This is a genomic window from Pseudomonas sp. TE21394 (assembly GCF_054057835.1).
In genome coordinates this window covers 1,937,288-1,957,959 of the sequence record NZ_JBSRZR010000001.1, presented here as the reverse complement: position 1 = coordinate 1,957,959, position 20,672 = coordinate 1,937,288, and the positions used below count along the sequence as shown (strand labels likewise).

The window sequence follows — 20,672 nt, the reverse complement described above, 5'->3', positions numbered from 1 at the left end:
CCGCGCCACTTCGGCGCGGCACGCTTGCGATCAGGATCAGCTGTCGAGGGCTTTGTACTTCTCGCGCAAATGGTTGCGGATCCACACGGCCGAGAGGTTGAGGGCCGCGATCACCAGCACCAGCAGCAGCGCCGTGGCGTACACCAGTGGCCGCGCGGCTTCGACGTTGGGGCTCTGGAAGCCGACGTCATAGATGTGGAAGCCCAGGTGCATGATCTTCTGGTCCAGGTGCAGGTACGGGTAGTTCCCGTCCACCGGCAGCGACGGTGCCAGCTTGACCACGCCCACCAGCATCAGCGGCGCCACTTCACCGGCGGCGCGGGCCACGGCCAGGATCATGCCGGTCATCATGGCCGGGCTGGCCATGGGCAGGACGATCTTCCACAGGGTCTCGGCCTTGGTCGCACCCAGGGCCAGCGAACCCTCGCGCACGGTGCGCGGAATGCGCGCCAGGCCTTCCTCGGTGGCCACGATCACCACCGGCACTGCCAGCAGCGCCAAGGTCAGCGAAGCCCACAGCAGGCCCGGGGTACCCAGGGTGGGTGCCGGCAGCGCCTCGGGGAAGAAAAGACGGTCGATCGAGCCACCCAGCACGTAGACGAAGAAACCCAGGCCGAACACGCCGTAGACGATCGCCGGCACACCGGCCAGGTTGTTCACCGCGATGCGGATCAGCCGGGTTACCGGGCCCTGCCTGGCGTATTCACGCAGGTAGACAGCCGCCAGCACACCAAACGGGGTAACGATGACTGCCATGATCAAGGTCATCATCACGGTACCGAAGATGGCCGGGAAGATACCGCCCTCGGTGTTGGCTTCACGCGGGTCATCGCTGAGGAACTCCCAGACCTTGGTGAAATAGCTGCCCAGCTTGGTGAAACCTGACATGGCGTTCGGCTGGATCGCATGCACCACCTTGCTCAGGTTGATTTCCACTTCACGGCCATTGGCATCACGGGCCACCAGGCTGTCACGGGCGAAGTCCTGGTGCAGGCCGGTCAGGCGCTCCTCGATGGCCTTGTAGCGGCTGTTCAGCTCGGCGCGGTCGGCGTCCAGGTCAGCCTGAGCGGCGGCATCCAGCTTGCCGTCCAGCTCCAGCTTGCGCGCTTGCAGGCGCAGGCGCTCGAGGCCATGGTTGATGGCGCCGATATCTTTCTTCTCCAGGCTTTGCAGCTCGCTGCTCAGTTGACTGGCGCGTTTGAGGCGGGCCTGCAGCTCGTTCCAGGCCGCGGGCCCCTCGGCGACCACGCGGCCTTGTTCCTTGACGCTGACCAGGTAGCCATAGAAGTTGCCCCACTCGCGGCGCTCCAGCGCCATCAGGTCGGCTGGGTGCTGTTCATCGACCAGCCACTCGCCGACCACCCAGGTGAAGTCGCTGCCGTTAAGGTCGCGGTTACCGACCTTGATCAGTTCCCTGGTCATGAACTCCGGGCCCTGATCAGGCACCGGCAGGCCGGCGCCCTTCAGGCGCGCCCGGGGTACTTCCTCCTTCTGCACCACTTCGCCGATGACGACGTGATCGGCCTGGCCCGGCACCTTGTAGGTGGCCTGGACAAGATCGGCCGGCCAGAAGTGGCCCAGGCCGCGCACGGTGATCACCGCGAGCAGGCCGACGGTCATGATCACCGCCATGGCCACCGCGCCGCCGCTCATCCAGACGCCCGGGGCGCCACTCTTGAACCAGCCTTTGAGGGAATCCTTTTTCACGGATCGCTACCTTTCTATCAAAGCGACGAGTATTTCTTGCGCAGACGCTGGCGAATCAGCTCGGCCAAGGTGTTCATGATGAACGTGAACATCAACAGCACCAGCGCGGCCAGGAACAGCACGCGATAGTGGCTGCCGCCGACTTCCGATTCCGGCATTTCCACGGCCACGTTGGCGGCCAGGGTACGCATGCCCTCGAACAGGTTCAGCTCCATCACCGGGGTGTTGCCGGTGGCCATCAACACGATCATGGTCTCACCCACCGCCCGGCCCATACCGATCATCAACGCCGAGAAGATACCCGGGCTGGCGGTAAGGATGACCACACGGGTCAGGGTCTGCCAGGGCGTGGCACCGAGCGCCAGGGAGCCCAGAGTCAGGCTGCGCGGCACGCTGAACACTGCATCTTCGGCGATGGAGTAGATGTTCGGGATAACCGCAAAGCCCATGGCAATCCCCACCACCAGGGCGTTGCGCTGGTCATAGGTGATACCCAGGTCGTTGGTGATCCACAGGCGCATGTCCCCGCCGAAGAACCAGGTTTCCAGGAGCGGGCTCATGTACAAGGCGAACCAGCCGATCACCAGGATTACAGGAATCAGGATGGCCGCTTCCCAGCCGTCCGGAATGCGCAGGCGGATCGACTCGGGCAGCCGGCTCCAGGCGAAACCTGCTGCCAAAATGCCGATCGGCATGATCACGAACAGGCTGAACACGCCCGGCAGGTGGCCTTCCAGGTAGGGCGCGAGGAACAGGCCGGCGAAGAAACCGAGGATCACTGTCGGCATCGCTTCCATCAGTTCGATCACCGGCTTGACCTTGCGGCGCATGCCCGGGGCCATGAAGTAAGCGGTGTAGATGGCGGCGGCAATCGCCAGCGGGGCCGCCAGCACCATGGCGTAGAACGCCGCCTTGAGGGTACCGAAGGTCAGCGGCGACAGGCTCAGCTTGGGCTCGAAGTCAGTGTTCGAAGCAGTCGACTGCCAGACGTACTTCGGCTCGTCATAGTTCTCGTACCAGACCTTGCCCCACAGCGCGCTGAAGGAAATTTCCGGATGCGGGTTGCGCAGGCTCAGCGGCAGCAGCTTGCCGCCCTCTTCGATGATGATGCGGTTGGCACGTGGCGACAGGGCCAGGATGCCCGCGCCTTCGGCAGCCTGCTCGACCAGCAGGGTACGGTGCGCGGTGCTGTGGAACACGCCCAGTTTGCCCTCGGCATCCAGGGCGATGAAGCCCTTGCGGCGCTCTTCGGCGTCGATCTGCACGATCGGGGCCTTGCCCAGCTGGAAGCTGCGAATCTGCTTGAAGCGCGATTCGCCATCCGGGTCACGGGCCATGAACCACTGGGTCAATCCACCTTTGGAGTCACCCATGATCAGCGAGATGCCGCCGACCAGCTGGGCCGTGGCGGTGATCTCGGTGTCCGCACTTTCAGACAGCTTGTAACGGCCGTTTAGGCTCTTGGCGCGCAGGTTGAAGACATCGGCAGTGGCGCGGCCGTTGATCACGTACAGCCAATGCTGACGCGGGTCGATGAAGATGTTCTTCACCACTTCGGTCATCTGCGGCAGTTCGATGCGGTTCTGTTCGGTAGTGACCTCGCCGGTCATCATGTTTTCGCTGCGGGTCAGCTCGACCACCTGCAGGTGCGCGCCGGTGGAACCGGCCAGCACCAGGGCATCACCATTGACGTTGACGCTGACATGTTCCAGCGCGCGGCCCTGGTCATCGAGCACGACCGGTTGCTCGCCGTACGGGTAGTCGATGCCGGGGTCGATGGTTTTCTTGTTGTCTGGGTAGGTGACCTTGTAGCTGTGCTGGAACACCAGGGCCTGACCATTGGACAAGCCCAACACCACCAGCGGGCTTCCCGGCTGGTCGGCACTGATCGAGGTGACCTGCGTACCTGCCGGCAGCGGCAGGGTGATCTGCTTGAGCGCGTTACCGGTCTTGGTATCGAAGAACAGTGCCTGGCCCTTGTCCGAAACGCGCATACCCACCAGGTTCTGCTCTTCAAGCGCGATCATCAGCGGCTTGCCGGCATCCTGTTGCAGCCAGGTCGGCTCCAGGGCCTTCTTGCTGGTCAGCTCGGCGCCCTGGAACAGCGGCAGCACCACATAGGCCAGGTAGAAGAAGATCAAGGTGATTGCCGCCAATACGGCAAGCCCGCCCACCAGTACATACCAGCGGGTCAGGCGGTCCTTGAGTGCGCGCATGCGGCGCTTGCGTTGCAACTCCGGCGTATTGAAGTCAATCCGCTCGGGCTGGGTATTTTGGGTCATGGTGGAGTTGGCCAGATCATTCATGCGCACACCGTAGCGATCCCGTATGACAAAAACATTACAAAGTAGTGACGCACGAAAGCCCGCCGCACAGTAAGCCTGGCTTCGGGCTGAGGAATCGTGGAAGAGGCCGGCTATTGACGCCGGCCTCCGCCTCAGTCAGTTACTTTTTTGCGACGTTATCCGAATGGGACAGGCCCAGGTCAGCCAGGGTCTTGTCGACGACCTTGGCCGGCAGCGGGATGTAGCCATCCTTCACCACCACCTGCTGGCCAGCTTGCGACAGCACCAGCTTGACGAACTCGGCCTCCAGCGGAGCCAGCGGTTTGTTCGGCGCCTTGTTGACGTACACGTACAGGAAGCGCGACAGCGGGTAGCTGCCGTTCAGGGCGTTGGCTTCGTTATCTTCGACGAACTCGCCGCCCTCTTTCTTGGCAAGGGCAACAGTCTTGACGCTGGCGGTCTTGTAGCCAATGCCCGAGTAGCCGATGCCGTTCAGCGAGGAGCTGATCGACTGCACGACCGAAGCCGAACCAGGCTGTTCGTTGACGTTAGGCTTGAAGTCGCCTTTGCACAGGGCTTCTTCCTTGAAGTAGCCATAGGTGCCGGATACCGAGTTGCGGCCGAACAGCTGGATTGGCTTGTTGGCCAGGTCGCCGGTCACGCCCAGGTCACCCCAGGTCTTGACGTCGGCCTTGCCACCGCACAGGCGGGTGGAGGAGAAGATAGCGTCGACCTGGGCCATGGTCAGGCCTTTGATAGGGTTGTCCTTGTGCACGAACACGGCCAGGGCATCGACGGCAACCGGGATGGCGGTCGGTTTGTAGCCGTACTTCTGCTCGAAGGCCTGCAGCTCGACATCCTTCATCTTGCGGCTCATCGGGCCGAGGTTGGCGGTGCCTTCGGTCAGCGCGGGTGGCGCGGTGGAGGAGCCGGCCGCCTGGATCTGGATGTTTACGTTCGGGTATTCCTTCTTGTAGGCCTCGGCCCACAGAGTCATCAGGTTCGCGAGGGTGTCGGAACCTACGCTGGAGAGGTTGCCCGAAACACCGGTGGTCTTGGTGTAGGTCGGGATTGCAGGATCGACAGCGGCCACCGCGTTGGCGGTTGCAACGCCAGCGGCGGCAAAGGTGAGGGCCGCCATCAAACGCTTCAGTTTCATGCCTTGCTCCTAGCAGGAATAGGGGGTGTTGGATGGAACGGGCCCAAGTATCTGCAGGCCGCATGAATACGATATGACTTGAATGTGACAATTGGATGAAATGCCATCACCCATCAGTTGACTGGCAACACGTGTCTCGCGATGCGCTGCGCAGCAGCTCCAGAAATAGCAACCACGGCACAGATTGCCGGGGGTTGCTGCGCAGCCCATCGTGCACAATGCCGCTCCTGCAAAAGGTCAGCGCTTGTTGGCGAGCAGGTAAAGGCCCACCACCAGGCCAACGGCACACAACCCCGCTACATAGTAGGCAGGCGCCATCGGGCTCACTTTCAACAACGCAGTCACCACCATCGGCGTCAACCCGCCAAAGATCGCGTAGGCCACGTTGTACGAGAACGACAGCCCGCTGAACCGCACCGCCGCTGGAAATGCCTTGACCATCACATAGGGCACTGCACCAATGACACCCACGCACAATCCGGTCACCGCATACAGCGGGAACAGCAGCTCAGGCCGCGTCGGCAGGCTGTGGTAGAAGGTCCAGGAACTCACCAGCAGCAGCAGGCTACCGATCACGAACACCCGGCCCGCGCCAAAGCGGTCGGCCAGGCTGCCAGCGCCGATGCAGCCGAAGCTGAGCAGCACGATCGCCAAGCTGTTGGCCTTGAGAGAGTCGGTCGGGCTAATGTGATAGATGCTCTGCAGCAACGCCGGGGTCATCAGGATGACCACCACGATGCCGGCAGACAGCATCCAGGTCAGCAGCATCGACAGCACGATCGGGCCACGATGATCACGCAGCACGGCACGCAGCGGCAGCTCCTCGGCCAGGGCCTTGCGCTGCTGCATCTCGGCAAATACCGGGGTTTCGTGCAACCAGCGGCGCAGGTACACCGAGAACAGCCCGAACACACCGCCCAGCAGGAACGGAATACGCCAGGCGTAATCGGCCACTTCGTCCGCGCTGTAGACGCTGTTGATCAGCGTTGCCACCAGCGAGCCAAGCAAGATACCCGCAGTCAGGCCGGCCGTGAGAGTACCGCAGGCGTAGCCGGTGTTGCGCGCTGGCACGTGCTCCGACACGAACACCCATGCACCCGGAACCTCGCCACCGATTGCCGCGCCCTGGATCACCCGCATCAGCAGCAGCAGGATCGGCGCCCACAGGCCGATCTGTGCGTAAGTCGGCAACAGGCCCATGATCAGTGTCGGCAACGCCATCATGAAGATGCTCAGGGTGAACATCTTCTTGCGCCCGAGCAGGTCGCCGAAATGGGCCATGATGATGCCTCCCAGCGGTCGCGCCAGGTAGCCGGCGGCGAAGATCCCGAAGGTTTGCATCAGGCGCAGCCATTCGGGCATGTCGGCGGGGAAGAACAACTTGCCGACGACAGTGGCGAAGAACACGAAGATGATGAAGTCGTAGAACTCCAGCGCGCCGCCCAGCGCGGACAGTGAAAGGGTCTTGTAGTCACTGCGGGTCAGTGGCCGCGAGGGCTGCTCGATACTGCTCGGCACGGAAGTCATCGCTGATTGTTCTCTTTGTAGGGCACGCAGGCCGCGTGGCACGCGGCTTCTGGATTGGTGACAGAGGAAGATAGCAAATTGCCGAGCTGCGCCGAAAGCGATACAAAATCCATACACATATTCATGAATGCGCGGTCGTCGCTGGCCAATATGCTCTATATACTGCCGATTCGTAGGAAAAGGTTGCTCCTAACGTGGGATGTTGTGCGAAAACGCCGGTCATTACTGTCAGGCGGTTTCGCAGAGTTTCCCTACGGCCGCCCAGTGAAACGAAATCGGCGTAGTATGTGTCAAGCTGAATCGTTTACCCGGCCTTTGCGCCACACCAACGAAAAGCGTCACGGGTCAGAGGCCCCATCGCATGATTGAGCTCGAACAAGAAGATCCTATCCCGCAGGGCGACCTGGCCTTGCAGATCACTGCACTCCCGCGCGAGACCAACGGGTTTGGCGATATCTTTGGCGGCTGGTTGGTCGCCCAGATGGACCTGGCCGGTACCGCCATGGCCAGCCGTGTCGCCGGAGGCCGCGTGGCCACCGTAGCCATCGACCGCATGGCTTTCCTGGTGCCAGTGGCCGTTGGCGCACAGTTGTCTTTCTATACCCAGACCTTGGAAATTGGCCGCAGCTCGATCCAGATGATGGTTGAAGTGTGGAGCGACGACCCGTTGTCCAGCGAATGGCGCAAGGTTACCGAAGCGGTGTTTGTCTTCGTCGCCATCGACGGCAGTGGCCGTACCCGCTCCGTACCTCGTCGCTGAGCCTCGGCGGCGGTAAACTCATTGCATGTGCCCGGGTCCAAGGCCCACTGGCAATCAATGAGATGAACACAATGGCTTCCTTCCAGGTCGTAACCGAGCAACATGGCGAACTCAACTGCTGGCGCATCAGCAGCAACCACGCTGAACTCCTGATCGCCCAGCAAGGTGCGCAGATCCTCAGCTACCAGTGCGTTGGCCAGCCACCACTGCTGTGGCTGAGCGACCAGGCCATCTTCCGCCAGGGCAAATCGGTACGCGCCGGGGTGCCGGTGTGCTGGCCGTGGTTCGGCAACCTGCAGCGCAACCCACAGGCCGTGCAGGCCATGTACCACGGTGAACAGCCCCCCGCCCACGGCTTGGCGCGGACCCGTGACTGGCAATTGTTGGGCATCGAGGAGGCGGGCGACGGGCTGCGTATCGAGTTCGAGCTGCCCGAAGCGCAGGGCAACCTGGCCGATTGGCCCCACGATGTAGAGCTGAAGTTGCTGGTGGAACTGGGGGTGGATCTGAAGCTGAGCCTTACCAGCCGCAACATGGGCAACACGCCGGTCATCCTCAGCCAGGCCCTGCACAGTTACTTTGCGGTCAGCGATGTACGGCAGGTGCGGGTGGAGGGTGTAGAAGGGCTGGGCTACATCGAGACCCTGGCCGACTGGCAGCAGCGCCAGCAACACGGCGCGCTGGCGTTCGCCGGTGAAACTGACCGGATATACCTCGCCACCCCGCCGCAACTGAGCATTGTCGACCCGCACTGGAACCGGCGGATTACCCTGACCAGCAGCGGGTCACGTTCGGCGGTGATCTGGAACCCCTGGACCGAGCGGGCCAAGGAGTTGCCGGACATGGCCGATGATGGCTGGCAGCGGATGCTGTGCATCGAGACGGCGAATGTGTGGGATGACCTGGTGGAATTGAAACCAGGGGCAACTCATTCGCTTGGCCTGGTGGTAGCTAGCAAAGCGCTTTGATCTGCAGCACTTGGGACCGCTGCGCGGTCCTTTGGCCACACAGGGCCGCTCCTGCAAGGAGTCAGGTGCGCCCTTGTGTTTTCAAGGCATCAGAGGTCGGCATCCTCCACCACCCTCACCTTCTGTGCATCCAGCGCATAGGCCGCATCGGCCAGGTCGTTGCTGACCTTTTCCACCTTCAGCGTGCCGCTGACCCACAGCGGTGTGTAGATGTCGTCAATCTTCAGGCCTTTCGGGTAGCGCACCAGCACCAGCTGGTTCGGCGGCGGTGGCGGCACATGGATGCAGGCGCCCGGGTATGGCACCAGGAAGAACAACGTACTATTGCCCCTGGCGTCACTTTCCAGCGGCACTGGGTAGCCGCCCAGACGGATGTCCTTGCCGTTCATGGCTGCCACTGTCCTGGTCGAGTACATAACCGCGGGCAGGCCCTTGCTCTGCTTCAAGCCGCCCTTGGCGGTAAAGGTACCCATGGCTTCCGGCGAATTGTGGTCGATCTCGGGCATCTGCTCGAGCGCCTTCTGGTCCGACTTGGGCATCAGCTCAAGCCAGTCGGTTTCCGGCAGTTCGGCATGGGCCAGGGCGCTGGCCAACAGTAAGGGGGCGAGGAAAAAGGCACGCATGAAAATGCTCGGCAACTCGAAGGAATTGCCGGGCATTCTAACCAGTATTCAGCGTTTCTTGATGAATCCGTAGATCACCAGCAGGACGACCGCACCCACCAGTGCGCCAAGGAAGCCTGCAGCCTGCCCGGCCTGGTAGATGCCCAGCGCCTGGCCACCATAGGTTGCCAGCAGGGAGCCGGCGATACCCAGCAGGATGGTCATGATCCAGCCCATGCTGTCGTCGCCCGGCTTGATGAAGCGAGCCAGCAGGCCGACGATGAGGCCGATGAAGATGGTTCCAATGATGCCCATGGCGATCCCTCTGCAGTGAAGAATGGAACAAGCCAAAGCCTAGACAGCGCTTCGGCTTGTTGCCATTTCAGAGGGTATGTGGCGGGTAGAAGTTCGATCAGTTGCCGATCAGGGCTTCTACTTCGGCAATCTTGCGCTTCAGGGTAGCCATGTCGTGGCAACGCAGGGTGGCGTGGCCGACCTTGCGCCCGGCCTTGAATGCCTTGCCGTAGTGGTGCAGATGGCAATCGTCAATGGCGATCACCTTGTCCACAGCCGGCACTTCACCGATGAAGTTGAGCATCGCGCTTTCGCCCACCTTGGCAGTCGAACCCAGTGGCAGGCCGGCGACGGCACGCAGGTGGTTCTCGAACTGGCTGCACTCGGCGCCTTCGATGGTCCAGTGCCCGGAGTTGTGCACGCGCGGGGCGATTTCGTTGGCCTTCAGGCCGCCGTCGACTTCGAAGAACTCGAAGGCCAGCACGCCGACATAGTCGAGTTGCTTGAGCACGCGGCCCACGTAGTCTTCGGCCAGGGCCTGCAGTGGGTGCGCCTGGCTGGCAACCGACAGACGCAGGATGCCGCTTTCATGGGTGTTGTGCACCAGCGGGTAGAAACGGGTTTCACCATCACGGGCACGCACGGCTACCAGCGAAACTTCGCCGGTGAACGGGACGAAGCCTTCCAGCAAGCACGGCACGCTGCCCAGCTCGGCAAAGGTACCGACCACGTCCTCAGGCGTGCGCAGTACCTTCTGGCCCTTGCCGTCGTAACCCAAGGTACGGGTTTTCAGCACGGCCGGCAGGCCGATGCTGGCCACCGCGGCGTCCAGGTCTGCCTGCGAGAGAATGTCAGCGAAGGCCGGGGTGGGGATACCCAGGTCGCGGAACATGCTTTTCTCGAACAGGCGGTCGCGGGCGATGCGCAGCGCCTCGGCACTGGGGTAAACCGGCACGAACTGCGAAAGAAAGGCCACGGTTTCGGCCGGCACGCTTTCGAACTCGAAGGTGACCAGGTCGACTTCGTCGGCCAGTTGGCGCAGGTGGTCCTGGTCACCGTAGTCGGCGCGCAGATGCTCGCCCAATGGCGCGGCGCAGGCGTCCGGGGCCGGGTCGAGGAAGGCGAAATTCATGCCCAGCGGGGTACCCGCCAGGGCCAGCATGCGGCCCAGCTGGCCGCCACCAATTACACCGATCTTCATGGGTAAAGCCTCAAGCCTGGCGCGGGTCTGGGTTGTCCAGTACGGTCTCGGTCTGCTCCGTGCGGAACTGCTTGAGCGCCGTATGGTACTGCGGGTATTTGGCACCGAGGATGCTGGCCGACAGCAGCGCAGCGTTGACTGCACCTGCACGGCCGATGGCAAGGGTGGCAACCGGGACGCCAGCAGGCATCTGCACGATCGACAGCAGCGAATCGACACCCGACAGCATCGACGATTGCACCGGCACGCCCAGCACCGGCAGGTGGGTCTTGGCCGCACACATGCCTGGCAGGTGGGCAGCGCCACCGGCACCGGCGATGATAACCTCGATGCCCCGCCCTTCGGCCTCTTCGGCGTACTGGAACAGCAAGTCCGGGGTGCGGTGGGCGGAAACCACCTTCACTTCGTAGGGAATGCCGAGTTTTTCCAGCATATCGGCGGTGTGGCTAAGGGTGGACCAATCGGACTTGGAGCCCATGATCACGCCAACCAGTGCACTCATCGTCGAGCCTCTTCGCTTGTGCGCCCTTGGGCGCGTCAAAAAACAACAAGCCACGCGGGACGGCCGGCGTGGCTTGTTTGCTGATCAGGACCGGACACATCCGGTCGAAAGGCCGCGCAGTATACCGTAAGGAGGTGCGTTTAAGGCACCCCGGCGACCAACTGTAGGCCCTTATTTTTCGGGGCTTTGGCTGACTTTCGAGTCAACCACTGCAGCCCCCTCGAGCTTGCGCCACAGCAGCCTTACGTTGGCCTTGCGTACCAGGGCGCAGCGATACAGGCGGATTTCCAGCGGCACATGCCACTGGCTGCCGCCGCAGACTGCCAGTTCACCCCGTTCGAGCTCGCCACGCATCGACAGGCGCGGTACCCAGGCGATACCCATGCCCTCCAGCGCCATGCTCTTGAGGCTGTCGGCCATGGCGGTTTCATAGACGGTGGTATAACGCAGGTTGCGCTGGCGCAGCAGCAAGTTGACCGAGCGGCCGAGGAATGCGCCAGCGGTATAGGCCAGCAAGGGTACGCTGCCCTCGCCTTCAAGATCGAACAAAGGCTTGCCATCGGCATCTACGGCGCACACCGGCAACATTTCGGTGGTGCCCATGTGCAGCGACGGGAAGATTTCGGCGTCCATCTGCAGTGCCGCATCCGGGTCATAGAAGGCCAGCATCAGGTCGCAGCCGCCTTCGCGCAAGGCATGCACGGCATCGCCCACGTTGGTCGCAACCAGGCGCGTGGCGATGTTCAAGCCGTCATTGCGCAGCTGGGCCACCCAACGCGGGAAAAAGCCCGAAGCCAGGGAGTGCGCAGCAGCCACCTGCACCACCTCGCCTTGCCCGCCCTCAAGATGATGCAAATGGCGAAGAATTTCGCTCAACTGGTCGACAACCGTACGTGCCGTGACCAGAAACAGCTGGCCAGCTTCGGTCAGTTCTATCGGAGTGCGGGAACGGTTCACCAACTGCAGGCCCAACGCCGCTTCCAGGCTACGGATGCGCCGGCTGAACGCGGGTTGGGTAACGAAACGCCGCTCTGCCGCCTGGGAAAAACTGCGGGTAGCCGCCAACGCGCTGAAGTCTTCCAGCCATTTGCTTTCCAGGTTCACGAAGCACATCTCCTGGCATGCACCAAAATGGAACACGCTCGAATATCAATTGGCGTCACATGAAACACTATGCCGTTTGTGCATAGGTTAGCGTGCAACAGCATTTGCCGCAAAATCGCCTTCAGGCCTAGGATTGGCGCCATTCCGGCATGTGCCGGGTCAAAATCGAGATGATACCCATCATGTCCTCCGCTGCATCGTTCCGCGTCGAAAAAGATCTGCTTGGTACCCTTGAAGTCCCTGCCGATGCCTACTACGGCATCCAGACCCTGCGCGCTGCCAACAACTTCCACCTCTCCGGTGTTCCGCTGTCGCACTACCCGAAGCTGGTCGTGGCCCTGGCCATGGTCAAGCAGGCCGCTGCCGACGCCAACCGTGAGCTGGGTCACCTGAGCGATGCCAAGCACGCTGCCATTACCGCAGCCTGCGCCCGCCTGATCAAAGGCGACTACCACGACCAGTTCGTGGTCGACATGATCCAGGGCGGTGCTGGTACTTCCACCAACATGAACGCGAACGAAGTCATTGCCAACGTCGCGCTGGAGGCCATGGGCCACCAGAAGGGTGAATATCAGTACCTGCACCCGAACAACGACGTGAACATGGCGCAGTCGACCAACGACGCCTACCCGACGGCCATCCGTCTGGGCCTGCTGCTGGGCCACGACGCCCTGCTGGCCAGCCTCGACAGCCTGATCCAGGCCTTCGCTGCCAAAGGTAAAGAGTTCGACCACGTACTGAAGATGGGCCGTACCCAGCTGCAGGACGCCGTGCCGATGACCCTGGGCCAGGAATTCCGCGCCTTCGCCACCACCATGACCGAAGACCTGCAGCGCCTGCGTTCGCTGGCGCCGGAACTGCTGACCGAAATCAACCTGGGCGGTACCGCCATCGGCACCGGCATCAACGCCGACCCGGGTTACCAGGCCCTGGCCGTACAACGCCTGGCTGCCATCAGCGGCCAACCGCTGGTACCGGCTGCCGACCTGATCGAAGCTACCTCCGACATGGGCGCCTTCGTGCTGTTCTCCGGCATGCTCAAGCGTACCGCCGTCAAGCTGTCGAAGATCTGCAACGACCTGCGCCTGCTGTCCAGCGGCCCGCGCACCGGCATCAACGAGATCAACCTGCCGGCGCGTCAGCCAGGCAGCTCGATCATGCCAGGCAAGGTCAACCCGGTTATTCCGGAAGCGGTCAACCAGGTGGCCTTCGCCATCATGGGTAACGACCTGGCCCTGACCGTCGCCGCTGAAGGTGGCCAACTGCAGCTGAACGTGATGGAACCGCTGATCGCCTACAAGATCTTCGACTCGATCCGCCTGCTCCAGCGCGCCATGGACATGCTGCGCGAGCACTGCATCGTCGGCATCACTGCCAACGAACAGCGCTGCCGTGAACTGGTCGAACACTCGATCGGCCTGGTCACCGCCCTGAACCCGTACATCGGCTACGAAAACGCCACCCGTATCGCCCGCGTTGCCCTGGAAACTGGCCGTGGTGTGCTGGAACTGGTGCGCGAGGAGAAGCTGCTGGACGATGCGATGCTCGACGACATCCTGCGTCCGGAAAACATGATCGCTCCCCGTCTGGTTCCGCTGAAGGCGTAACCAGGACGCTGTAAACAGTCTCACCAGGTCGAGGGACTAGACACCTCTCAACCTTTACAGGGCCCGAGCCTATGCTTCGGGCCTTTTTTTTGCCTACGCATTCCGGGGTTCCTGCGCAGCCCCCGGGATATCGGCACACAACTTGCTCCAAAATGCGTCCCAGGCCAACGGGATGACCCAGCATGCTGCACAGCCACCTGACTACCCTCAACGCGGTTTCGCTGATCCTCAACGTTTTCCAGGCAGACGGTTGCGAGGCAGCGGCGCTGTTGGCCGGCAGCGGTATCGGCCCGGCGGACCTGGGGCATGCCGATGCGCGCATCACCACCCAGCAGGAACTTCAGGTATGCGCCAACGCCGTTGCCCGGCGCGAGGACATCGGCCTGGAACTGGGCCGGCGCATGCATGTGTCGTGCTACGGCATGCTCGGTTACGCCCTGCTCTCCAGTGCCACTTTGGGTGACGCCTTGCGCCTGGCGTTGCAGTATCCGGCACTGCTGGGAACAGTTTTCAAGCTGCGTTTGCTCGACGACGGCCAGCGGGTCTGGTTCAGCGCCAGCGAGTGCCATGACAGCCCGGCACTGAACGCCTTCAATGCCGAGTTCTGCCTGGTGTCGCTGAAGGTGATCTGCGACGACTTGCTCGGCCGCCCACTGCCGCTGCTGGGCGCCCGCTTCGAACACCCTCGGCCCGGCTATCACATGCTCTATGCCGGTGCGTTCCAGTGCCCGGTCGGGTTCGACGCCGAGGACAATGCCTTTGCTTTCGAACGTCGCTGGCTGGACATGCCGTTGCCGCTGGCCGACCCGATTACCCACAAGGCGATGAGCGAACGTTGCCGGCGCCTGAACCTGGAATTCACTGGCCGCCAAGCCTGGCTGGGGCGGATTCGCCAGCTGCTGGCACAGCAACTGGACGCAGCACCCGGGCTGGAGGGCCTGGCGCGGCAGATGAACTGTTCATCGCGCACCCTGCGTCGGCATTTGCAAGCCTTGGGCAGCAGTTATCAACAACTGCTGGATGAGCTGAGGTTCGAGCGGGCCAAGCAGCTGCTGGCTGAGCAACAGATGCCGATCTACCGGATTGCCGAGGCGCTGGGGTTCAGCGAAACCGCCAGTTTCCGACATGCGTTTCAGCGCTGGAGTGGCGTCGCACCCAGCCATTTCCGCGGTTGACCTGTAGCGGGCAGGCCCGCGAAAAAACCCGCCCCGATAAACCTGGCCGACCACCTTGGCCATATCGATCCCCTTTTGGCCGTTTGTGTCGTTCTCCCCACTGGCTTCGCCCTTGAAAATGGGTCCACGCCAGTGTCCAAGGGAGAACAACAATGCTGACGATCTATTCCGATGACCACCGCCTGCACCATGGCCGCTGCGAGCTGATAGACGGTAAGCTGATGCCCTGCTTCGAAATGCCGTCGCGCGCCGACCACGTGCTCGAACAGGTTAAAAAGCGCAACCTTGGCGACATCCAGAGCCCTACCGACTTCGGTCGCGCGCCGATACTACGTGTCCACAGCGCCGCCTACCTGGATTTCTTCGAAGGCGCCTGGGCGCGCTGGGCGGCACTGGGCCAGGAAGGTGACCTGCTGCCCTTTACCTGGCCCGCCCGCACCCTGCGTCAGAAAAAGCCCAGCGGCCTGCACGGTGAGCTGGGCTACTACAGCTTCGATGCCGGGGCACCGATCACCGCCGGTACCTGGCAGGCCGCCTACAGCGCCGCCCAGGTGGCCCTCACCGCCCAGGCCGCCATCCAGCAGGGCGCCCATTCGGCCTTTGCCCTGTGCCGCCCGCCAGGGCACCACGCCGCCGGTGAAGTCATGGGTGGCTATTGCTACCTGAACAACGCCGCCATCGCCGCCCAGGCGTTCCTCGACCAGGGTCGGCACAAAGTCGCCATCCTTGACGTCGATTACCACCATGGCAATGGCACCCAGGACATCTTCTACCACCGCGGTGATGTGTTCTTCGCTTCGATCCATGGTGACCCGCAGGACGAATTCCCGTTCTTCCTCGGCTATGCCGACGAAACCGGCGAGGGTGCCGGAGCAGGCTGCAACATCAACTATCCACTGCCCGCCGGCAGCGACTGGGCTGCCTGGAGCGCTGCCCTGGAGGACGCGTGCCAGCGCATCGCCGTCTATGACGCCGACGTACTGGTGATCTCGCTGGGCGTTGACACCTTCAAGGACGACCCGATCTCGCAGTTCAAACTGGATAGCCCGGACTACCTGGAGATGGGCAAGCGCATCGGGCAGCTCGGCAAGCCGACCCTGTTCGTGATGGAGGGCGGCTACGCTGTGGAGGAAATCGGTATCAACGCGGTCAATGTGCTGGAAGGCTTCCAGCGCAGCCAAACAGGAGCCCGGTAAATGGTCCGACTCAAGCGTCTGCTCGCCCCGTTCATCGCCGCCACGCTGTTCACCGGCGCCCTGCAGGCCCAGGCGGAACAGCGCACCCTGCGGGTATACAACTGGTTCGACTACATCACCCCGCAAACCCTCACCGAGTACCAGAAGGACAGCGGTGTAAAGCTGATCTATGACATCTTCGACACCAACGAGGCGCTGGAAGCCAAGCTGCTCACCGGTAACTCCGGGTATGACGTGGTGGTGCCGTCCAACGTGTTCCTCGCCAAGCAGATCGAAGCAGGGGTATTCCAGCCACTGGACCGCAGCAAGCTACCGAACTGGCAACACCTGGACCCGTCCCTGATGAAGCTGATCGAAGCCAACGACCCGGGCAACAAGTTTGCCGTACCCTACATGTACGGTACCGTGCTGATCGGCTTCAACCCGGCCAAGGTCAAAGCTGCGCTGGGCGACGACGCGCCAGTCGACAGCTGGGACCTGATCTTCAAGGAAGAGAACATCGCCAAGCTCAAGCAGTGTGGCGTGGCGCTGCTCGACTCGCCGTCGGAGATCCTGCCACTGGCCCTGCAGCACCTGGGCCTGCCGCCTAACAGCGACAAGCCGGCCGACTACAAGCAGGCCGAGGCACTGATGTTGAAAATCCGCCCCTACATCACCTATTTCCACTCCTCGAAATACATGGCGGACATAGCCAACGGTGACATCTGCGTGGCGGTAGGCTACAGCGGCAGCTTCTCCCAGGCCGCCAACCGCGCCCGCGATGCAAAGAATGGCGTGGTGGTAGATATGCGTCTGCCCAAGGAGGGTGCGCCAATCTGGTTCGACATGCTGGCAATTCCGAAGAATGCAGCCAACCCCGAGGATGCGCATGCATTCATCAACTACCTGCTGCGGCCCGAGGTGATTGCGCCGATCAGCGATTTTGTCGGCTACCCGAACCCCAACAAGGATGCCACCGACAAGGTGAACCCGGCGATTCGCAACAACCCCAACCTCTATCCGACGGCGGAGGCGATGACCAAGCTGTATACCCTCACGCCTTTGGCGCGGGATGCCGAGCGGGCACGCACCAGGGCCTGGACGCGGATCAAGTCCGGAACCTGAGTCGCACGCTTCGCGGCAAGCCCTCTCCCCACAGGCATAGCGCTGGCCCAAGGTGCGGTGCAGAGCCTGTGGAGAGGGTTTATCCGCGAAGCAGTCGCCAAGCCTTGCGTAATTTCAGCAAAGCCTCGGCAATCTCACCCTCCGGCACCGCCGCGAACCCGAGCACCAATCCTGCCCGTTTATCCACAGGCTCGGCGCTGTTCGCGAGCCAGAAATTACTCAGCGGGGTCATCTCCACCCCCACTCCCTCAGCCTTGGCCACCAGCTCTTGCTCCAGGACAAAGTTATCCACATTCACCTTGACGTGAAGCCCTGCCGCCACTTCCGGCATGCTGCCTAACCCCGGAATATCCACCGGCCAACCGGCCTTGAGCACGTTGCGTCGGCTCAAGGCCGCCTTGCGCATGCGCCGGATATGCCGCTGGAAGTGCCCCCGCGCCATGAATTCAGCCATCACGCACTGGCTACTGACTTCCGAGTGCCGCATCGCCAGCGCCCTACCCTGGCTGAACGCCTGCACCAGCGACGGCGGCAGCACCAGGTAGCCAAGGCGCAATGCCGGGAAAGCGATCTTGCCGAAGGTACCGACATACAGCACCCGCCCGGTGCGGTCGAGCGAGGCCAGCGGGGCCAAGGGCGCGCCGCTATAGCGATACTCTCCGTCATAATCGTCTTCGATGATCCAGCCGCCACTGCGCTCGGCCCAGGCCAGCAGTTCCAGGCGCCGCGCCAAGCTCATGGTCACCCCGGTCGGGTACTGGTGCGCCGGGGTGACGTAGGCGAGCCGGCAGTCCGTCAGTTGCCCGAGCCGCTGGCAATCCATGCCGTCCTCGTCCACCGGCACACCATGCAACCTGCCACCGGCCAGCGCGAAAGCATGCCCGGCCGCACGATAACCCGGGTTTTCCACAGCCACGCCATCTCCCGGCTGCAACAGCAACTGTGCACAAAGGCTGATGGCCTGCTGCGCTCCACTGGTGATCACAATTTGTTCAGCGGCACAGCTGAGCCCACGCGAGCTACGCAGGTAGGCGGCTATCAGTTCGCGCAGCAGCGGCTCGCCAGCCGGGTCGCCGTAACCCAACTGCGCGGGGTCTGGATTACGCCAGAAGCCCGCCTGGAGCTTGGCCCAGACGTCGAAAGGGAACAAATCGAAAGCTGGAACGCCGAGCCGAAACGCTCGTGGTGCGCCTGTCCTCGGCCGCGATAAATGGTGGCTTTCGAGCCGCTGCAATGGTCCGCTGGAAAATACCTGGCTGTATATATCCTCAGTGCCGCATTCAGAAAATGTGGATAAACCTGTTGATAAACCACGGGATAACCCTGTGGACAAGTGTGTGGATAGTTTTGGAAGCTGGGTCACATAAGTGCCGTCACCGACCCGGCTTTCGATGAAGCCCTCGGCATACAGTTGATCATAGGCCCGCACCACGCTGTTGCGTGACAGCGCCAGCATGCCAGCCAGGTCGCGGGTAGCAGGCAGCCGCGTGCCGCTGCGCAAACGCCCGTCCAGAATTCGTCCACGCAATGCCTGGTACAACTGCTGACTGAGCCCACGGCGTCGATCCAGCGCAATCCCGGCAGGGTCGAAAGGCAACACAAGGGACTGCTCGTTCATGACATTGGACCTATGAAAACAGTAGTCAATGGCTCTTACCCGGAACCAATAGCCTGCCTAGGATGGAGCCATTGCACAAGGAAACCGGCATGTACAACAGCAAACCCCACCAGGAACACGACCTCGGTCGCCTGCACCAGCACATGCACGAAACCCGCCTGGCCGTATTGGTCAGCCACGGCGAGCACGGCCTGCTGGCGACTCACCTGCCGGTACTGATCGATACCAGCGAAGGCGAGTTCGGCACGGTCTATGCCCACCTGGCTCGGGCCAACCAGCAGTGGCAGGACCTGGCGCAAGGTGCCGAGGCCCTGCTGGTGTTTCCCGGTGCCGATGCCTATGTCAGCCCCAGCTATTATCCGAGCAAAGCTGACAACCCGAGGGTCGTGCCGACCTGGAACTACCTGGCCGTGCATGCCTATGGCACCGCCGAAGTGCTCCACGATGGTCCCGCGCTGCTGGCTATCGTAAGCAGCCTGACCGAACGTCACGAACAAGGCCGCAGCGAACCGTGGAAAGTCACTGACGCCCCGGCAGAGTATATCGATGGCATGCTCCGTGCGATTGTCGGCGTCCGCTTGCCCATCGCTCGCCTGCAAGGCGCGCGCAAGCTCAGCCAGAACCGCTCGGAGCACGACATTGCCGGGGTGCGTGAAGGTCTGAACGCCAGCCCTGATTACCTGGATAACCAACTCGCGGCGCACATGCGCCCACTCTGAAGGAATAGCCCATGTCCAGCGTCACCCTGCGTCCTGTCACTGCCCAGGACCATGCTGCCTGGATTGCCTTGTGGCAGGCCTATCTGCACTTCTATGAAACGGAACTGGCCGATGAGGTCAGCCTCAGTACCTGGCAACGCCTGCTCGACCCGAACGAACCGACTTGTTCAGCGCTGGCCTGGGTCGATGGCCAGGCAGTGGGCATGGTCAACTACATCTACCATCGCACCAACTGGAGTGTCGCGAACTCATGCTACCTGCAAGACCTGTACGTGGGCAGCAAGCAACGTGGCCTGGGCATCGGTCGCCAGCTGATCGAACACGTCTACGCAGCGGCCAAGGCCGCCGGCTGCAGCAAGGTCCACTGGCTGACCCACGAGACCAACGCCACCGCCATCAGCCTGTACCAGCAGGTTGCCGAGCGATCCGGCTTCATCCAGTTCCGCAAAGGGTTGTAAGCCAGCCATGACTGACACATTGAACTGGAAGCCCGCCGCCACGCCCAAGGCCGACGCCATCGATGGCCGTTTCATCCGCCTGGAAAAGCTCGACCCGGCGCGCCATGGCGATGATCTTTGGGAAGCGCTGCAAGGCCCGGCGGCTGACCGCGCATTGTGGGACTACCTGCCCTATGGCCCGTTTGCCGAACGTGGTGCCTTCGACCGTTGGCTGGAAGGCCATGCCGCCGGTCGCGACCCACTGTGCTACACGGTCATCGACCGCCTTGGTGGGCAGGCCCAAGGCATTCTCAGCCTGATGTCGATCGTGCCCGAGCATGGCCGCATCGAAATCGGCCACGTCGCCTTCGGCGCCGCCATGCAGCGCACCCCCAAGGGCACCGAGGCCGTGTACCTGCTGGGCAAGCTGGCCTTTGCACTGGGCAACCGCCGGCTGGAATGGAAGTGCAACAACGCCAACGCCCGTTCCAAGCGTGCGGCAGAGCGGTTTGGGTTTGTCTACGAAGGGGTGTTCCGCAAACATCTGGTGGTGAAGAACCACAACCGCGATACCGCCTGGTATTCGATTACCGATGACGAGTGGCCAACAGTCGCTGCCGGGTTCGAGCGCTGGTTGAGTGAGGAAAACCAGCAGCCGACAGGCCAGGTCGAGACCCTTGAGGCATGTCGCAAGAGCTGAGGGCGGT

General features: G+C 62.4%; 19 protein-coding genes. 9 read left to right on the top strand and 10 right to left on the bottom strand.

The window, feature by feature from the left end; genetic code table 11:
* Positions 1–36: 36 nt before the first annotated feature.
* From pstA to ACVWZT_RS09050, 4 genes are all read right to left on the bottom strand, one after another.
* Positions 37–1,653 carry a phosphate ABC transporter permease PstA gene (gene pstA / locus ACVWZT_RS09065; protein ID WP_457472041.1) on the bottom strand — a complete coding sequence of 539 codons (1,617 nt, stop codon included), beginning with the start codon at positions 1,651–1,653 and terminating at the stop codon, positions 37–39.
* Positions 1,654–1,724: 71 nt separating this feature from the next.
* A complete protein-coding gene (locus ACVWZT_RS09060; protein ID WP_457469022.1) occupies positions 1,725–4,013 on the bottom strand; it encodes an ABC transporter permease subunit in 2,289 nt (762 codons plus the stop codon).
* Between the two features lie 139 nt (positions 4,014–4,152).
* A complete protein-coding gene (locus tag ACVWZT_RS09055; RefSeq protein WP_457469021.1) occupies positions 4,153–5,151 on the bottom strand; it encodes a phosphate ABC transporter substrate-binding protein PstS in 999 nt (332 codons plus the stop codon).
* 237 nt (positions 5,152–5,388) lie between these two features.
* The gene (locus tag ACVWZT_RS09050) at positions 5,389–6,678 is read right to left on the bottom strand and encodes an MFS transporter (RefSeq protein ID WP_457469019.1); all 1,290 of its coding nucleotides are present in this window, start codon (positions 6,676–6,678) and stop codon (positions 5,389–5,391) included.
* 361 nt (positions 6,679–7,039) lie between these two features.
* Here ACVWZT_RS09050 and ACVWZT_RS09045 point away from each other — a divergent pair, with 361 nt between their 5' ends.
* Both ACVWZT_RS09045 and ACVWZT_RS09040 read left to right on the top strand, forming a co-directional pair.
* Positions 7,040–7,438, top strand: a complete 399-nt coding sequence (locus ACVWZT_RS09045; protein WP_003253317.1) for an acyl-CoA thioesterase — start codon at positions 7,040–7,042, stop codon at positions 7,436–7,438.
* A 71-nt stretch (positions 7,439–7,509) separates the two neighbouring features.
* Positions 7,510–8,406 (top strand): D-hexose-6-phosphate mutarotase, encoded by an 897-nt coding sequence (locus tag ACVWZT_RS09040; protein WP_457469018.1) that lies wholly within the window; start codon positions 7,510–7,512, stop codon positions 8,404–8,406.
* Between the two features lie 89 nt (positions 8,407–8,495).
* Here the strand turns inward: ACVWZT_RS09040 and ACVWZT_RS09035 are convergent, their stop codons facing one another.
* From ACVWZT_RS09035 to ACVWZT_RS09015, 5 genes are all read right to left on the bottom strand, one after another.
* Positions 8,496–9,029: a DUF3299 domain-containing protein gene (locus ACVWZT_RS09035; protein WP_457469016.1), complete on the bottom strand. Its 534-nt coding sequence runs from the start codon at positions 9,027–9,029 to the stop codon at positions 8,496–8,498.
* Positions 9,030–9,077: 48 nt separating this feature from the next.
* Entirely contained in the window at positions 9,078–9,323 is a 246-nt protein-coding gene (locus tag ACVWZT_RS09030; RefSeq protein ID WP_003253308.1) for a GlsB/YeaQ/YmgE family stress response membrane protein, read from the bottom strand.
* A gap of 97 nt (positions 9,324–9,420) precedes the next feature.
* Positions 9,421–10,503: a 5-(carboxyamino)imidazole ribonucleotide synthase gene (locus ACVWZT_RS09025; RefSeq protein WP_296234975.1), complete on the bottom strand. Its 1,083-nt coding sequence runs from the start codon at positions 10,501–10,503 to the stop codon at positions 9,421–9,423.
* A gap of 10 nt (positions 10,504–10,513) precedes the next feature.
* Positions 10,514–11,005 carry a 5-(carboxyamino)imidazole ribonucleotide mutase gene (gene purE / locus ACVWZT_RS09020; RefSeq protein WP_170033866.1) on the bottom strand — a complete coding sequence of 164 codons (492 nt, stop codon included), beginning with the start codon at positions 11,003–11,005 and terminating at the stop codon, positions 10,514–10,516.
* Between the two features lie 171 nt (positions 11,006–11,176).
* Positions 11,177–12,109 carry a LysR substrate-binding domain-containing protein gene (locus ACVWZT_RS09015; RefSeq protein WP_457469014.1) on the bottom strand — a complete coding sequence of 311 codons (933 nt, stop codon included), beginning with the start codon at positions 12,107–12,109 and terminating at the stop codon, positions 11,177–11,179.
* A 182-nt stretch (positions 12,110–12,291) separates the two neighbouring features.
* On the opposite strand from ACVWZT_RS09015, the gene aspA reads away from it, so the two are divergent.
* From aspA to ACVWZT_RS08995, 4 genes are all read left to right on the top strand, one after another.
* A complete protein-coding gene (gene aspA, locus ACVWZT_RS09010; RefSeq protein WP_003260072.1) occupies positions 12,292–13,716 on the top strand; it encodes an aspartate ammonia-lyase in 1,425 nt (474 codons plus the stop codon).
* Positions 13,717–13,898: 182 nt separating this feature from the next.
* Entirely contained in the window at positions 13,899–14,891 is a 993-nt protein-coding gene (locus ACVWZT_RS09005) for an AraC family transcriptional regulator (RefSeq protein WP_296234973.1), read from the top strand.
* A gap of 152 nt (positions 14,892–15,043) precedes the next feature.
* Positions 15,044–16,087, top strand: coding sequence for a histone deacetylase family protein (locus ACVWZT_RS09000; protein WP_457469013.1), 1,044 nt, complete (start codon positions 15,044–15,046; stop codon positions 16,085–16,087).
* Positions 16,088–17,191, top strand: a complete 1,104-nt coding sequence (locus ACVWZT_RS08995) for a polyamine ABC transporter substrate-binding protein (protein WP_457469011.1) — start codon at positions 16,088–16,090, stop codon at positions 17,189–17,191.
* A gap of 79 nt (positions 17,192–17,270) precedes the next feature.
* Here ACVWZT_RS08995 and pdxR read toward each other — a convergent pair whose 3' ends face one another.
* Complete coding sequence (gene pdxR / locus ACVWZT_RS08990) at positions 17,271–18,809, bottom strand: MocR-like pyridoxine biosynthesis transcription factor PdxR (RefSeq protein WP_457469009.1); 1,539 nt, start codon at positions 18,807–18,809, stop codon at positions 17,271–17,273.
* Positions 18,810–18,898: 89 nt separating this feature from the next.
* Between pdxR and ACVWZT_RS08985 the strand changes: the two genes are divergently transcribed.
* The 3 genes from ACVWZT_RS08985 to ACVWZT_RS08975 are packed head-to-tail and all read left to right on the top strand — an operon-like array spanning position 18,899 to position 20,665.
* The gene (locus ACVWZT_RS08985) at positions 18,899–19,528 is read left to right on the top strand and encodes an FMN-binding negative transcriptional regulator (protein ID WP_457469008.1); all 630 of its coding nucleotides are present in this window, start codon (positions 18,899–18,901) and stop codon (positions 19,526–19,528) included.
* A gap of 11 nt (positions 19,529–19,539) precedes the next feature.
* A complete protein-coding gene (locus ACVWZT_RS08980) occupies positions 19,540–19,986 on the top strand; it encodes an N-acetyltransferase family protein (protein ID WP_457469007.1) in 447 nt (148 codons plus the stop codon).
* A 7-nt stretch (positions 19,987–19,993) separates the two neighbouring features.
* A complete protein-coding gene (locus tag ACVWZT_RS08975; protein WP_296234967.1) occupies positions 19,994–20,665 on the top strand; it encodes a GNAT family N-acetyltransferase in 672 nt (223 codons plus the stop codon).
* The last annotated feature ends 7 nt before the right edge of the window (positions 20,666–20,672 follow it).

Excerpts from the sequence above, each read along its gene's own strand:
- ACVWZT_RS09050 (WP_457469019.1), bottom strand. The coding sequence starts at position 6,678 with ATGACTTCCGTGCCGAGCAGTATCGAGCAGCCCTCGCGGCCACTGACC.
- ACVWZT_RS09055 (WP_457469021.1), bottom strand. The coding sequence starts at position 5,151 with ATGAAACTGAAGCGTTTGATGGCGGCCCTCACCTTTGCCGCCGCTGGC.
- ACVWZT_RS09025 (WP_296234975.1), bottom strand. The coding sequence starts at position 10,503 with ATGAAGATCGGTGTAATTGGTGGCGGCCAGCTGGGCCGCATGCTGGCC.
- ACVWZT_RS09030 (WP_003253308.1), bottom strand. The coding sequence starts at position 9,323 with ATGGGCATCATTGGAACCATCTTCATCGGCCTCATCGTCGGCCTGCTG.
- ACVWZT_RS08995 (WP_457469011.1), top strand. The coding sequence starts at position 16,088 with ATGGTCCGACTCAAGCGTCTGCTCGCCCCGTTCATCGCCGCCACGCTG.
- ACVWZT_RS09000 (WP_457469013.1), top strand. The coding sequence starts at position 15,044 with ATGCTGACGATCTATTCCGATGACCACCGCCTGCACCATGGCCGCTGC.
- ACVWZT_RS09060 (WP_457469022.1), bottom strand. The coding sequence starts at position 4,013 with ATGAATGATCTGGCCAACTCCACCATGACCCAAAATACCCAGCCCGAG.
- pstA (WP_457472041.1), bottom strand. The coding sequence starts at position 1,653 with ATGAGCGGCGGCGCGGTGGCCATGGCGGTGATCATGACCGTCGGCCTG.
- ACVWZT_RS08980 (WP_457469007.1), top strand. The coding sequence starts at position 19,540 with ATGTCCAGCGTCACCCTGCGTCCTGTCACTGCCCAGGACCATGCTGCC.
- ACVWZT_RS08975 (WP_296234967.1), top strand. The coding sequence starts at position 19,994 with ATGACTGACACATTGAACTGGAAGCCCGCCGCCACGCCCAAGGCCGAC.
- purE (WP_170033866.1), bottom strand. The coding sequence starts at position 11,005 with ATGAGTGCACTGGTTGGCGTGATCATGGGCTCCAAGTCCGATTGGTCC.
- ACVWZT_RS09035 (WP_457469016.1), bottom strand. The coding sequence starts at position 9,029 with ATGCGTGCCTTTTTCCTCGCCCCCTTACTGTTGGCCAGCGCCCTGGCC.
- ACVWZT_RS09040 (WP_457469018.1), top strand. The coding sequence starts at position 7,510 with ATGGCTTCCTTCCAGGTCGTAACCGAGCAACATGGCGAACTCAACTGC.
- ACVWZT_RS09005 (WP_296234973.1), top strand. The coding sequence starts at position 13,899 with ATGCTGCACAGCCACCTGACTACCCTCAACGCGGTTTCGCTGATCCTC.
- aspA (WP_003260072.1), top strand. The coding sequence starts at position 12,292 with ATGTCCTCCGCTGCATCGTTCCGCGTCGAAAAAGATCTGCTTGGTACC.
- pdxR (WP_457469009.1), bottom strand. The coding sequence starts at position 18,809 with ATGAACGAGCAGTCCCTTGTGTTGCCTTTCGACCCTGCCGGGATTGCG.
- ACVWZT_RS09045 (WP_003253317.1), top strand. The coding sequence starts at position 7,040 with ATGATTGAGCTCGAACAAGAAGATCCTATCCCGCAGGGCGACCTGGCC.
- ACVWZT_RS08985 (WP_457469008.1), top strand. The coding sequence starts at position 18,899 with ATGTACAACAGCAAACCCCACCAGGAACACGACCTCGGTCGCCTGCAC.